Consider the following 14,408-nt stretch of genomic DNA (forward strand, 5'->3'; position numbering starts at 1 on the left):
ATACAAATTAGCTTTACGTTAAATTGATTGTAAATATACTGAGAGTCATTTTAGTTTAAAGTTTTTATAAAGCTATGGTGACAAAATCGTTCTAAATAAACTATTTGTATCTAAAATGAAATACCTAAGTTGTTTACAACCTTTTAAAACCAAGGAAATTACTCTCTTGATAAAAACTTTAAAAAGCTAGCATGGGATTTAACCAAGTTAAAACTTCTTGTTTCAATTCCATTAAATTTCCAGAAAGTTTTTGATTTACCCACTGTCCGATCGCATCAAAAGGAGTGAATATTTCTCCTGTTTGCCAGCGAATATTTTGGCTCAGAGGTGTTAGATGAGTTCCGGTTAATGTACGCAAGGTGATCATCTCAGGGAAACGCTTTTGTAACACTGGATTTAAGTCAATAGTCTGATCGAGATCGTCCTGACTAAATTTAATCAAAAGGTTACGACGAATACAGTAATTATCGGCAATTAATTGTTCTGTTTGTAGCGGAGAAGGAATAAATTCAACATCAAAAACTGGACTAAGATCAAACTGTTCCATTAAAGGGATCGCTCTATTTGCAGGGTAATTATTAAACGAAATTAGAATGTTGCCAGCTCTTTCTACTTCATACAAGCTACCAATCAAGAGATGTAATTTACATCCCATGCTATGACCAATACCATAGATTGGTAGATAACGTTTACCTAATCTATTGGTTTTTTGCAATCGTTCTAACGCTGTTTCAAAACGGTTTAAAACTTCACGAGCGATCGCCAAATGATCGAAAGTATTAAGGAAAGGAGTAGCAACAATTCCGTAGCCAGCTTGAGCAATTTGCTCTAATATAGAAGAATAAGAAAACTGTGGAGCAGTAGCAACGAAGGCCCCACCTAAAAAATGCACGATCCCGATTATCTCTTGACGGGGAAGGTAAACCCAGTTACCGGAGATTTCTTGCCATTCCATATTATTAATAGTTTGGTAATTACTCTTAGTTTTACGATCAAGGTTAACTAATATTTAATTAACATAACTCACTTGAATAAAATAAGTTATTAAGAAATAAAGATCGCTCATTATAGAGTATAAATATGCGAAAAAAATTAGATTTAATTCGTCTATCTCAAAGTCATTTAAACTTACTCAGTATTTGTCCTCCTAGGTTCCAACAGGTTTTTTTAGACTCTCTGGGTTCACTTCCCGATCCTCAACAAGAAGATAGTCTGAGATGGGGGAACCGTTTTCACCTCCTGATGCAGCAAAAACAACTTGGATTACCGATCACATCTTTACTCGAATCTGATTCAGAGCTAGATCGTTCTATAACTGCGTTAATTGATGCTGCTCCCCACATCTTGTCTCCAAAGGAAGACCTCTGGCGAGAAGCGGAACATTGTCGCACCTTAAGAAGTGGCAAATTTCTGTTGACGGTAATTTATGACTTATTGGTTGCTGAAAAAGAGCGAGCAACAATTTTTGACTGGAAAACCTATCGTCAGCCGCCTCGTCGCGATAAGTTGGCTCATGACTGGCAAAACCGCTTATATCTGTATGTATTAGCAGAAACTTCTGATTATGCTCCCGAGCAAATCAAAATGATTTATTGGTTTGTTAAATCTGGCAAGCCACAAAGCATGATCTTTAACTACAGTCAGCCACAACACCAACAAACTGAACAAGATTTAGCTGATTTATTAATTAACCTAGAAACATGGTGGCAAAATTACCAGGACTACGAAGTTGATTTTCCTCATCGAACTAATTGCCAAGATAACTGTCCCTATAGTCATCTGTTAGCGGAGGAAAGTAAAGATCGCCATCAAGAATGGATCAGATCAATTAACGAGATTGAGGAAATCTCTATTTAATTTAAAGTTTACCTCTGGCTAATATATTCGAGATCCTGATGGCGACCTGAGAAATATAATGCCGTGACCGTTGGTCAATCTAGCAAGAGTTCTATTATTTCTTGGTTGGATAGGCTAAGTTATCCTTTTGATTCTCCTCCCAGGTCATCGATTTTAAGGGTTGACCCTCAAATTTCTCGCTTTGAGCTACACGAAAGCAAGCTACGGGAAAAGTAGCCAGAAATAACAGCCAAATTCCGACTAAACCCCAAACATATTTGTACAAACCTCTTTTTTGTGAGGTCTCAACCATTATTTGTTGGCTATTGTTTAATTCGTCAGCAGATTGCTGTTGTTTTGTTTCTTTTAGCATAAGGTTCTATTTGATAATTGAACTGAAAAGTAATCTGACAAAATTCAGGTTGAATTATTTAGGCATCAAAGGTAAATAGGGAAACAAAGGATGCCAGTTCATGACTGTGGCAGCAACCAACAGAAAAATTAAACCAGAAAAAATTGTACGAGTTTTAATCTCGCGATCGCGCCATAACCAACTGAGAATTAGCCAACTTCCTAACCAGCTAATCAATAATAGAGTTTCTTTGCCAGAATAACTCCCAATTTCTCCGTATAGGGGATCGGGGTTTTTACTGCCAGGAATCCATCCTCCCAAGTTCCAAACAATTTCATTCCAAGTTTTGAAGATAGTCGTAAAATGCTGATTAACCATCATAAAAAAACAGCCAAAAGCAGCACTAACTAAAGCTGCGGCAGCTGAACCCGATGAAGAGGGCGGATGTTTTGCCCCTCTAGCTAATATCTGAGGAAAGTATCTCACGCGATCGCCTAGCTTGACGTACCAAGGTGAGAATTGCGAAGATGTCGATTGTTGTCTATTCATAAGCCCAAATAACTAAGCCAAGTAACACTAAGTAACTAACTGCAAAAATTTAATCTATAGAGAGTGAATTCTAGCGACATTCAAACCACTCACTAAACCGCCGATTGCAAAAAACATCATTGCCATTAAGCCCAGGCAAGTAGCTGTCAAGACCGTTCTGTGTTGTCTTTCCAAAATAGAATCGCCATACTTCCACAAACTCCAAGTACAAGCAATACCCAACGGCAGCGTAAATAGTACTGTGAACTCGTGATATTCCATAAAGAGATAATGAACCAAAGGAGTATTTTCCCTTAACCAAGCTCTTGCTCCATTAACAGGTGCACGGTAGCGCATATAGACCCAATTTCCCGAAGCAATAGCTAAAAAAGCTAAAAAACTCGCCCAAAAAGTTAAAGTACGCATCTGAGGTAAGATTTTGGCATTTCCTCTGAGCAACGGAAAAGCCATGTGTCCCGCATAAGCAATCACTACAACTGCTAATAAAGAGGCGCAACCATGAATTGCTCCCATATAACGTTGCCAGGGACTAGGACTGAGGAGATTAACCAATGGTAAAAAGAGAAATAAACCAGCTGATAATAAACTCAGACCATAGATGCAAACTGTTGCGATATCTTTCCGTTGAACTGGTCTCAAGACTTGTGAATCATGTGAATGAACTGCCATTGTTTCTTTGTTCATAAAGGTGATATTTCTCCAAATTATCTAGGTACAAAGGAATTTATTGATTCGGTATTAGATTCTCAACGTAATTTTGATTCAACTGCACGAAGAGCAACAAAAGCAAACCAATGAATCCTTCAACAGCTACTATGAGAATTTCAGCTAATAATTGATATTAGTTAGCAATACCAATATCAGTAAGAAAATCATTCCAACTAGCTGTCATAAACAAATTAAGGTAAACAACAGTAAAATTCTTGGGTATTTTTACTTAAATTTTGTACAAATCTACAATGTAACGCGACAATCATAAAATTGGCTCAAAACAATATGTATTCTGTCTTACAAAGAATTGAGATTATTAGTCATTTGGCGTAGTAAGCTTACTTTAGTTAACTCAATTTAATTCTAGTTAACATCAGCAGGCATAACTTAATCAGCTATTATTTCTCATCAAGTGGAACCAAAATAGACCTAGATAACTATAAAAGTAAAGTTTTCAGATGAATCGATAAATGATAATCTTGAAGATGGCAAAATTTTACACTTAATTAAGATTTTACCTGCCATATAAAACAGCTAACCACCAAGTAGATATTAAAAAATGGTAGCCACCACTGATAAAACAAACACTGGTAAAATTACTCAAATTATCGGCCCCGTACTTGATGCCGAGTTTCCTAGTGGCAAAATGCCACGTATTTATAATGCTTTAAAAGTAGAAGGTAAAAACCCTGCTGGACAAGATGTTTCAGTCACTTGTGAAGTGCAACAACTACTTGGTGACAACCAGGTTCGAGCTGTTGCCATGAGTGGTACTGATGGGTTGGTCAGAGGCATGGATATTGTCGATACTGGCGCAGCTATTAATGTACCTGTAGGCAAAGCAACTTTAGGTAGAATTTTCAACGTTCTCGGTGAACCAGTAGACAACAAAGGTCCTGTTAACAATGAAGAGACCTTCCCGATTCATAGACCGGCTCCCAAACTAACTGATTTAGAAACTGCACCTAAAGTATTTGAAACTGGAATCAAGGTTGTTGACTTGCTTACACCCTATCGTCAGGGTGGAAAAATTGGTCTATTCGGCGGTGCTGGTGTTGGTAAAACCGTTATTATGATGGAATTAATCAACAACATCGCGATTCAGCACGGTGGTGTATCGGTATTTGGCGGTGTTGGTGAACGTACTCGTGAAGGTAATGACCTTTACAACGAGATGATCGAATCCAACGTGATTAATGCTGATAACCCAGAAGAATCTAAGATTGCCTTGGTCTATGGTCAGATGAATGAACCACCTGGAGCAAGAATGCGCGTTGGTTTATCGGCGTTGACGATGGCAGAATATTTCCGTGACGTTAATAAACAAGACGTACTGCTATTTATTGATAATATTTTCCGGTTTGTACAAGCTGGTTCTGAGGTATCTGCACTATTAGGTCGGATGCCATCTGCGGTAGGATATCAGCCTACTTTAGGTACTGATGTTGGCGACTTACAAGAACGTATTACATCTACTAAAGAAGGTTCAATTACTTCGATCCAAGCGGTATATGTACCTGCGGATGATTTAACAGACCCTGCTCCGGCGACTACTTTTGCCCACCTAGACGGAACTACTGTACTGTCTCGTGCTTTAGCTTCTAAAGGTATTTATCCTGCGGTAGATCCGCTAGATTCCACTAGCACAATGCTACAGCCTAGCATTGTTGGGGATGAACACTACAGTACTGCTCGTGCAGTTCAGTCTACTCTGCAACGTTATAAAGAACTACAAGATATTATTGCTATTCTCGGTTTAGACGAACTTTCTGAGGAAGATCGCTTAACTGTAGACCGTGCTCGTAAAATCGAACGCTTCTTGTCACAACCTTTCTTTGTGGCTGAAGTCTTTACTGGTGCACCTGGCAAGTATGTGACTTTAGAGCAGACTATCAAAGGTTTCCAAATGATTCTCGACGGAGAATTAGACGATCTGCCTGAGCAGGCATTCTATCTTGTTGGCGATATTGAAGAGGCAAAAGCAAAAGCGGAAAAACTTCAAGCTGCTGCTTAATCAGTAATCAGTAATCAGTAATCAGTAATCAACTACCAGTTAGCTTAGATTGATTGCTGATAACTGTCTACTTGACGCTGATTAATAATAGATTAATAAATAATAGTTAAACAAATGGCGTTAACCGTAAAAGTAATTACTCCAGACAAAACAGTCTTGGACGATCAAGTAGAAGAGATTATTCTACCCAGCACCACTGGACAATTAGGGGTTCTTTCTGGTCACGCTCCTCTCCTAACTGCCTTAGAGGTTGGCGTAATGCGCGTTCGTCCAGATAAGGACTGGAAAGCGATCGCTCTGATGGGAGGGTTTGCTGAAGTAGAAAATAATGAAATCAAAATCTTAGTTAACGGAGCTGAATTAGGAGATAACATCGATAAAGATACTGCTCGTACAGAGTTTGAAAAGGCTCAAGCTCGTTTCCAGCAAGTCGAAAATAGTGACGTTCGCCAAGAGAAAATCCAGGCAGAAACTGCTATGAAGAAAGCCAGGGCTCGTTTTCAGGCTGCTGGTGGTATGGTTTAAATTAGGATGTTAATTCGTTGTTAAGCGAAAAAAACTGTACTCAAAAAAAAGGGCAGAATTTAATGTTGTTCTGCCCTAATCTATTTGATTATTTAAGAGAAATTATAATATTGGATTTAGAAGCTAAGATTTCGAAAATCAATTATCTCTTAATATTTAGTTGGTTCCAGTAAACATAATGTTGGGGAACTTTGTCTGTGCCTGGGTCATAGGAGTAGTTTTGCCTCTTTCTGTCCAAAAATTGATCACCTCTGTAGCTTGGTTAAGGATGTCAATACTTTCTGCTTCTTCAATCCAATGCTTTGATTCTAATTCGTCCTTAAGCTGTTGCCAAGCATCATTGCGAGGCCAAAAGTAATAAGCTGTTAACGGACTTGTTCCTTTGCCTACTACCTGATCTACTGCGATCGCTACGTTCTTATCTAACCACAGGACTTTTAATATAAATCTTGACTCTGACTCCAATTAAGCCTCCGAAAATTACACTTAACTATTATTTAACATAATTAACCAATCCTAATTATACTAGATTGCGAACATGAATAAAGATCAATTAATAGCAATAGTCATTTTTGATATTGATGGTGTGATCAGAGATGTGGGGAATTCCTATCGTAAAGCGCTCGCCGATACCGTAGAAAAGTTTACCGCTGGTGGTTGGCGACCAACCATGGAAGACTTAGATAATCTTAAGTCAGAGGGAATTTGGAATAATGATTGGGAAGCATCTCAAGAATTAACCTATCGTTATTTTGAAGCCCTCGACAAAAGCCGAGAAGAAATAGCGTTAAATTATGAGAGCATAGTGGATTATTTTCAAGAACGTTACCGTGGCAAAAATCCTGAGCTATTTGACGGTTATATTGCCCAAGAACCTTTACTCGTATCTAACAATTATTTTCAGCAATTGACTAAAGATCAGATTGGTTGGGGCTTTTTTAGTGGTGCAACTAGAGGTTCAGCCGAATATATCTTAAAACAGCGATTACAGTTAAACAACCCTATTTTAGTGGCAATGGAAGATGCACCAAGTAAACCAGATCCAGCCGGAATGTTTGCTGCTGTGTCTAAGATTGAGACCATACCAGCAAATATACCTGTACTTTATTTAGGGGATACAGTGGCTGATATGTATACAGTAGTCAAAGCCCAAGAAATTAAACCAGGACGCAACTGGATTGGTGTCGGTATTCTTCCTCCTCATGTGCAAATCTCGGAGACAAGGAAAGCAGATTACGCTCAAAAATTAATGGCGGCTGGCGCGGAAATTGTTTTGAGCAATGTTGAAAAATTAGATCTGCCAATGATTAAAGAACTCATTTGAAACTTCAACAGCTAATAGCATGATAAAAAGCGATTACGTCCCGCGTAGCCTTCGGATCGCCACTGGAAAAGGGGTAATCGCTGATCCAACAATATGTCTGATACATAAACAACATATCAATTTAAACGTTACTAACTAGATACGAGGAATTGACCTACTCCCACGGCTAAAGCACGTGGGCTTTCTTTTGCTGTAATCTCCAAAACTAAAAAATTATTAAAAATATGAAATATTTATAGCAAAAGTCATCTCACAAGCATTGATAAAGCTTAAATTTGATATTTAAATTAATTGTACAAAAAGTTGATTCAGCCCTGTGTCAAGAAGCTTTAGCCATTTCTTTTGTAGAATATAATGAGTACTAAAAAACTAATCTGTCCCCGTTGTAGCTATAGTGAAAATTCACTTTCAGCTAGAAAATGTGAATGTTGTGGAATGTCTTTTCTGGCGGCTTCTGTCAAAAGACCGATTTTTGCTTCAAAAAAATCAGAGACAAGTAGTCCAAAAGCTAGAGGAATTACTCAAAAATATTTAAAATTTATTCTGATTGGTTTGGCTGTTGGTCTAGCTACGGGAATTATAGGCAGTCTCATCTTACAAGAGCGCAACAGCAGTCTAGTCAATACGCAGTCAAAAAAGTCTATAGCAGAAGATGATTCTCAGCTAGAATTTGAGGCTAGTTTAGCAGAAGTTGAAAATGTTCCTCAAGGATTATTTTGGTACGGTAGTTCTATTCCTTTTTCTCCTTTGCATACTCCAGAAATCTCAAAGGAAATAAATCGAGCCTTTCCAGGATTTAAAACACAATATAAAGAACCTCCAGCATATACTAAACCAGGCTCTAGTACTAGCGTAGCTATGCTGCTTGATGGAATGGTTAGTTTTGCCGAACTATCCCGACCATTAAGGGATTCTGAGTATGAAATAGCTAGAAGAAGAGCTGTCACTTTGCAACAAATTCCCATTGCCAGTGATGGAATCGTATTTTTTGTTAATTCTGCTTTACCAGTAGATAGGCTGACGATAAACCAGGTAAGAAACATGATTCTGGGCGAAATTACTAATTGGCAACAGGTAGGTGGACCAAATTTACCAGTAGTACCATTTGTCTTCGATCCGAAAATAGCTCCCAGTACCTTACTACTTCTGTTTGGGGAGCCTGAATTAGAACGGTTTAGCGAAGACGCACAATATGTAAGAGACTATACAGATGCTATCCGTAAGGTTAGTGCAACTCCTGGTGGTATTAGCTATGCTTCTGCAGCTATAATTGCCAATCAGCGAAGTGTCGAACCATTACTTTTAGCCAGGGGAAATTCTCGTGATTATGTTAACCCTTTCACTAAAAGGGCATCTGATGAGTCACCGAGAAAGATCAATACTAAAGATTTGCAAAACGGTAATTATCCTTTATTGCGTCGCTTCTTTATTGGCGTTCGTCTTGACGGAACTATCGATGAACTAGCAGGATTAGCTTATGCTAATATTTGGCTATCAGATTTAGGACAAAAACAAATCGAGAAAGCTGGGTTTGTGCCGATAAAAAGTTTTTAAGCTGAAAAGTTGGGTATAGTCATTCCAATTAATTTCCTTATGGTAGATCTGTATTAGCAGCAGCCTAAAATATTACTTGCTATTTGCTATTTGCTATTTGCTATTTGCTATTTGCTACTTTTTCCGAAAATCGTCTGAGTGCTATTTGAAATTACTATAAATTCGTAGTATTTCAGCTGAAAAATTATTAACTTTAAATTGACTGTACTAGTTTAAAAACTATTAGTGATAGGGTGAATAATACCACCCTTACTAGTCTATTCAAAGGTCGCCCGCAAAATCCGACAATAGCAGTAGTCAAAATAAAAAGCCCGATTGAACCAAAACCAAAGACTAATAATCGTTCGCCCCAACTTCCATCTATCAAGGCAGTGTAGGCAAACAACAAGGGCATAATATACAAACCCTTAGCTAATTTCCAAGCGCAAACCGCTGCTTTCAGAGGAGAAGTTTTCGCAATTCCTGCCGCTGCATAGGCTGCTAGACAAACAGGAGGGGTAACATTGGAATCTTGTGAAAGCCAAAAAATAATCAGGTGCGCTGCTAAAAGGGAAATACCCATGTTTTCTAGAGCTGGTGCCGCTAAAACCGCTAGCATAATGTAGGCAGCAGTAACAGGCAAACCCATTCCCAGAATCAAAGAAGCCAAGGCAATTGAGATCAAAGCCAAAAATAAGTTACCGCCCGACCAATCTATCAGTATCTGGGAAAAAGTAATCGACATTCCCGTCGTAGCAATAGTACCGATAATTAATCCTGCTGCTACTAATAAAATCCCCGTGACCACCATATTTTTGGCTCCTAGTGCCAAAGCATCAAGAATATCTTTAAGCTTCATCGGGCGATCGCTCAACCAGGAGCTAACAATGACGGCTAAGATACTATATCCTGCGGCATAGGTAGGTGTATAACCAAGGATTAATAACCCTACCAAAACTGTAATCGGCAGGATAAAAGTAATCCCTTCTTGGCGTAGATGAGGAATTTGAGTTGTGGGTTCATCTACTATCCTTAGTTGATTCTTACCTGCGGTTAACCAGACATAAAAACCGACAGTGGCAAAATACATTAACGCTGGCAGGAAAGCCACGCTGATAATGGTTTGATAGGGGAATCCCGTCCACTGACTCATAATAAAAGCCCCAGCACCCATCACCGGAGGCATTAATTGTCCGCCAACTGAAGCTGCCGTTTCTACTCCCGCTGCAAAATCGGCTTGAAAACCAGTCCGTTTCATCATGGGAATCGTAATCGAACCAGTAGATACGGTATTGGCGATCGCACTCCCCGAGATTGTTCCCATAAGCCCCGAAGCCAAGACTGCCACTAAACCAGAACCACCCGTTATTTTCTTAGTCAGAGCTTTGGCCAGCTTGATAATAAAGTCAGTTCCTCCTCCAATCAACAGAAAAGAAGCAAACAGAACGAACATAAACACAGATGTAGAAGAAATAGAAGTGGTCGTCCCAAATAGCCCTTCATCGGTAAAACACATCCGATAGAGAACCCTAGTTAACCTCAGACCTCGAAAATAAAATGCACCATCGATAAACTTACCCCACCACAAAATATAGCTCAGAAAAAAAATACCGAGTAAGGGGATGACGATACCCGAAGTTCTTCGTGCCAGTTCTAAAGTCAAAACAATGGCAACCACACCCACTACTGAATCGATTCCCGTCAGCTCTAGATTGCGTTCAATTAAAGCATCCTCAACCAAGATAAAGTAGACAGATGAAAATAACATCAACATACTTAGCCCAAGGTCGACGATGATAGACGAACGAGCCTTAAAACCTTCTTGCAAAGGATAAATCAAAAAACCGATCGCACCCAGCATTCCTAAATGAAGGCTATTGCGCCAAAACTCACTGATCGTACCAAAGGTATTAACCCATAGGTGAAACAAAGAGATGACAATAGCTAGCCCGTAAATCAAAGGTTTAAGTTTTTTTCTTAATGTTCCTGTCGCTAGGTATTTTGAGGTTTCGCTTTGGTTCACGGTTGATTTGTACATTAAAAAACTTTCTACTTAAGTAGCTGGTTGTAGTGTAATTACCACCAAGCAAGAAAAACAATAGTGGATTTAACCTTGGTATTATCATTAAACTGATAAAAATGATTAAAAAAAAGATTCATCTTCTCCTACACAATGTTTAATTGGTTTCGCCGTAACGAAAAAGCAAAACAACCAGCTGAAGCTCAACCAGCTGAAGCTCAACCAGAAGTTTCTAAGAAATCGACTGAGTCATCTGAGAAGGAAATAACCGAACCAGATTATCTTGCTTTTGCTAAAGCTGCTTATCAAAATATTCAGCAACGTAAAGCTGATACTGGATCTACTAATGAGTCAAAAGAAGCAGAAGACAAGGAAGAAAGCACATCTGAAACGGCAAAAATAGAAGAAGGAACTACGACGGTAGCAGCAAAAGAAACAACTACTCAGTCTGACACAAAAGAAACAGAAACAACCGTAGTAGAACCTGAGGCAAAAACTGAAGTTATTGCCACGCAAGAAGAGCCTGAGACATCCAATTTAGCTAAAAAAATAGATACAGTTACTACAGAAGATAAGCAGCAAGAGGCAGTAGTTGCGAAAGAAATTACTGAACCAAATGCCAATGTTCCTGCTTGGATGCAAAAATCTCAGGGACTTGAAAAGCTCAAAGAAACCGCTATTGAAGCTCCTCAAGAAGAAGCCATAACAGAAAAAGCCGAAGAAACAGAATTAGATGAAGATTTTATCTGGTCATCTAAAGTATTAGCTAAGAGTGGTAGAACGGCAGAAGATGTCTCAGAGGAAGAAATTAGTTGGTTAACCAAACTACGCCAGGGGTTAGGGAAAACTCGTATTGGCTTAGTTAATCAGCTAAAATCTATTGTGGGAAAAGGACCTCTCAATGAAGACGCCGTAATGGAAATTGAGAGTTTGCTGCTGCAAGCTGATGTGGGAATTGAAGCGACAGACTATATTATTGAGACTTTACAAGCAAAACTTAAAGAAGAAGCTTTACCACCAGATCAAGCGATCGCCTATTTGAAAAATATTTTGCAAGATATTTTGGACAAACCTCTTGAAGGGAAAAAGAATAATGCTTTTGTCCCAGAACAAGGTGAGTTTAATATTTGGCTCTTGACCGGAGTAAATGGAGCCGGGAAAACTACTACTATTGGTAAACTAGCAAATCTAGGTCAGAAATCTGGCTATAGCTGTTTGATCGCTGCCGCCGATACCTTTCGTGCCGCAGCGGTGCAACAAGTACAAGTGTGGGGAGAACGAACTAATACGCCTGTAATTGCCAACCCTGGCAAGAATACCGACCCAGCGGCAGTAGTATATGATGCGATCGCTGCCGCTACAGCTAAAGACACCGAATTACTCTTAGTAGATACAGCTGGAAGGCTTCAAAATAAGCAAAATTTGATGGCAGAACTGTCAAAAATTCGTCGTATTATCGATAAAAAAGCTCCCGATGCTAAAGTAGAATCTTTACTGGTTTTAGATGCTACCTTAGGGCAAAATGGCTTGCGCCAAGCACAGGTATTTTCTAAAGCAGCTAACCTAAGTGGTGTTGTATTAACTAAACTGGACGGAAGTGCGAAAGGTGGTGTAGCTTTGGCAGTAACTCAACAGTTAAATCTACCAATTCGCTTTATTGGAGCCGGGGAGGGGATCGAAGATTTACGTCCTTTTTCTAGCTATGAATTTGTGGAAGCTTTACTTAATGGTTAACTAAAACTCTATATTTGTGAATGTTTGATATTAATTGATATTAATTAATATGTTTTTATGGTATTTTCTTGGCGTATTAGCTAATTCGAGTTATCATAAATCAACCAATATTTCCAATATTTCGGTAAATAAAATATAAAAGCTGTCTTTAAGTGTTTTTAGCAAGATAGTTATAAATTAGATAAACTTAGGAGTTTTTTAGAGACTGTTAAGTTAAATATCTTCGTATTACTGTGTTTTGCATATATTTCTGACTGATGAATTGAAAAACTAATGTCTAAGTTTGTAGAGGCAATGACTGTCGTACCTTCTCATAGCCATCCCTCTCAAGATAATAATAGTGTTGCTCCATCCTCTCTAGAGGATAGTAATCCTATTTTGGCACTAAAAGAGTTAGTGGCTAATCTACAAAGAGAGCAAAACAAGGTTCAAGATTTATTAAGCTCCCTAGGATTTGCCCTACGTAGTTTTAGTAATTTGAATCAATTTTTAGAATTAACTCCCTTAATGGCAGCCAGAGTTACTGATGCCATTGGCGGAGCATTAGTTTTATATAAAGGAAATAGAGTACATCTAGAACAAATTCATTGTCAGGATAATCAGCTAGGTCTTGAAGTACGCCGCGTATTTGAAAAAGTAAACTATCAGATCAACGAATCTTCTATTAGTCATCGTAAAACTGTTAATGCCTCTTCCCAACTATCAGAGATTATTGATGACCAAATTTGCCAAGAATTAAGCTCAGGTATTCAGTTTTTTGGCACTCCGATCTTAGTCAGAAACGTCGAGCAAGGTCGCCTTTATGTATTTAGTACTGAGCTGGACTATATTTGGACACCAACCAGAAGAAAATTAACTCAACTTGTAGCGGATCAGACCGCAGTAGCGATCGCTAATCACGAATTAACTGTTGAATTACGCTCCAAAGAAAGACAAGACCGTGAATTAGAAATCGCTTCGGAAATTCAATTGCGCCTTTTGCCGAGTAAGTGTCCTCAGATTCAGGGGTTAGCAATTGCCGCTAAATGCGAAACAGCAAGTCGTGTGGGCGGAGACTATTATGATTTTATTCCTACCAATTATGACCGTTTAGGGAACGGACAACCAGAAGCAGCATCTGTTGTTCCTTGGAGTATTGTGATTGGTGATGTCATGGGTAAAGGTGTTCCCGCAGGACTAATCATGACTATGACCAGAGGAATGCTTAGAGCTGAAGTTTTAAACCGTCATTCTCCAGCTCAAATTATGCGACATCTCAATCGAGTGATGTATGCAGATCTAGAAAATTCTCACCGCTTTGTGAGTATGTTTTACTCGGAGTACGATCCTCAAAAGCAAACTCTTTCTTTTACTAATGCTGCTCATAATCCTCCTTTGCTGTGGCGTAAAGCAACTGATACCCTAGAAAAATTAGATAGTTGGGGGATGCTTATCGGTCTAGACATGGAATCAGAATACGAAGATGCTACGGTACAGCTGGCTATTGGGGATACAGTTATTTATTACACTGATGGTTTTACTGATGCTGCCAATGAAAATGGCGATCGCTTCGATGAAGAAAACCTTTGCCTCTCTTTTAAATGGGCTTGTCAGCACCTCGAAACCCCAGAAGAAATTTTGGAGCATGTTTTCTTACAGGTAAAACAGTTTAGCGGTGCTAATAATAATAGTGGCGATGATATGACTTCTATTGTGATGCAAGTTCAGCCCATTAAGAGTTAATAATTAACAGTTAATAATTAGTTATTATTCTGGTGGCGGTTTGAGTTAACTGAGATTAAATTGGGTTCAGTTTTGACAATAGAACGAT

General features: G+C 38.8%; 13 protein-coding genes. 7 read left to right on the forward strand and 6 right to left on the reverse strand.

Annotation, left to right across the window (positions count from 1 at the left end):
- Positions 1–178: 178 nt before the first annotated feature.
- On the reverse strand, positions 179–955 hold the full coding sequence (locus tag PLEUR7319_RS0110060; protein ID WP_019505096.1) for a DUF1350 family protein: 777 nt from the start codon (positions 953–955) through the stop codon (positions 179–181).
- Positions 956–1,080: 125 nt separating this feature from the next.
- Between PLEUR7319_RS0110060 and PLEUR7319_RS0110065 the strand changes: the two genes are divergently transcribed.
- Entirely contained in the window at positions 1,081–1,857 is a 777-nt protein-coding gene (locus tag PLEUR7319_RS0110065) for a PD-(D/E)XK nuclease family protein (protein ID WP_019505097.1), read from the forward strand.
- A 94-nt stretch (positions 1,858–1,951) separates the two neighbouring features.
- On the opposite strand, the gene PLEUR7319_RS34815 is transcribed toward PLEUR7319_RS0110065, so the two are convergent.
- Genes PLEUR7319_RS34815 through PLEUR7319_RS0110080 form a run of 3 tightly spaced genes read right to left on the reverse strand, consistent with a single transcriptional unit; the run spans position 1,952 to position 3,406 of the window.
- A complete protein-coding gene (locus PLEUR7319_RS34815; protein ID WP_019505098.1) occupies positions 1,952–2,209 on the reverse strand; it encodes a hypothetical protein in 258 nt (85 codons plus the stop codon).
- 54 nt (positions 2,210–2,263) lie between these two features.
- Positions 2,264–2,737, reverse strand: coding sequence for a hypothetical protein (locus PLEUR7319_RS0110075; RefSeq protein WP_026102429.1), 474 nt, complete (start codon positions 2,735–2,737; stop codon positions 2,264–2,266).
- Between the two features lie 54 nt (positions 2,738–2,791).
- Entirely contained in the window at positions 2,792–3,406 is a 615-nt protein-coding gene (locus PLEUR7319_RS0110080) for a hypothetical protein (RefSeq protein ID WP_026102430.1), read from the reverse strand.
- 601 nt (positions 3,407–4,007) lie between these two features.
- Between PLEUR7319_RS0110080 and atpD the strand changes: the two genes are divergently transcribed.
- Both atpD and atpC read left to right on the forward strand, forming a co-directional pair.
- On the forward strand, positions 4,008–5,462 hold the full coding sequence (atpD, locus tag PLEUR7319_RS0110085) for a F0F1 ATP synthase subunit beta (RefSeq protein WP_019505101.1): 1,455 nt from the start codon (positions 4,008–4,010) through the stop codon (positions 5,460–5,462).
- A 114-nt stretch (positions 5,463–5,576) separates the two neighbouring features.
- Entirely contained in the window at positions 5,577–5,987 is a 411-nt protein-coding gene (gene atpC, locus PLEUR7319_RS0110090) for an ATP synthase F1 subunit epsilon (RefSeq protein ID WP_019505102.1), read from the forward strand.
- Between the two features lie 156 nt (positions 5,988–6,143).
- On the opposite strand, the gene PLEUR7319_RS0110095 is transcribed toward atpC, so the two are convergent.
- Positions 6,144–6,452, reverse strand: coding sequence for a 30S ribosomal protein PSRP-3 (locus PLEUR7319_RS0110095; RefSeq protein WP_019505103.1), 309 nt, complete (start codon positions 6,450–6,452; stop codon positions 6,144–6,146).
- A 73-nt stretch (positions 6,453–6,525) separates the two neighbouring features.
- On the opposite strand from PLEUR7319_RS0110095, the gene PLEUR7319_RS0110100 reads away from it, so the two are divergent.
- Complete coding sequence (locus tag PLEUR7319_RS0110100; RefSeq protein ID WP_019505104.1) at positions 6,526–7,311, forward strand: TIGR01548 family HAD-type hydrolase; 786 nt, start codon at positions 6,526–6,528, stop codon at positions 7,309–7,311.
- A 354-nt stretch (positions 7,312–7,665) separates the two neighbouring features.
- A complete protein-coding gene (locus tag PLEUR7319_RS34820) occupies positions 7,666–8,865 on the forward strand; it encodes a PstS family phosphate ABC transporter substrate-binding protein (RefSeq protein WP_083892465.1) in 1,200 nt (399 codons plus the stop codon).
- Between the two features lie 193 nt (positions 8,866–9,058).
- On the opposite strand, the gene PLEUR7319_RS0110110 is transcribed toward PLEUR7319_RS34820, so the two are convergent.
- A complete protein-coding gene (locus PLEUR7319_RS0110110) occupies positions 9,059–10,867 on the reverse strand; it encodes a TRAP transporter fused permease subunit (RefSeq protein WP_019505106.1) in 1,809 nt (602 codons plus the stop codon).
- Between the two features lie 150 nt (positions 10,868–11,017).
- Here PLEUR7319_RS0110110 and ftsY point away from each other — a divergent pair, with 150 nt between their 5' ends.
- A complete protein-coding gene (gene ftsY, locus PLEUR7319_RS0110115) occupies positions 11,018–12,598 on the forward strand; it encodes a signal recognition particle-docking protein FtsY (RefSeq protein ID WP_019505107.1) in 1,581 nt (526 codons plus the stop codon).
- A gap of 273 nt (positions 12,599–12,871) precedes the next feature.
- Positions 12,872–14,320: a GAF domain-containing SpoIIE family protein phosphatase gene (locus PLEUR7319_RS0110120; protein WP_019505108.1), complete on the forward strand. Its 1,449-nt coding sequence runs from the start codon at positions 12,872–12,874 to the stop codon at positions 14,318–14,320.
- Positions 14,321–14,408: the final 88 nt, after the last annotated feature.

Origin of the sequence: Pleurocapsa sp. PCC 7319 (assembly GCF_000332195.1) — a bacterium.
Classification (GTDB): Bacteria; Cyanobacteriota; Cyanobacteriia; order Cyanobacteriales; family Xenococcaceae; genus Waterburya.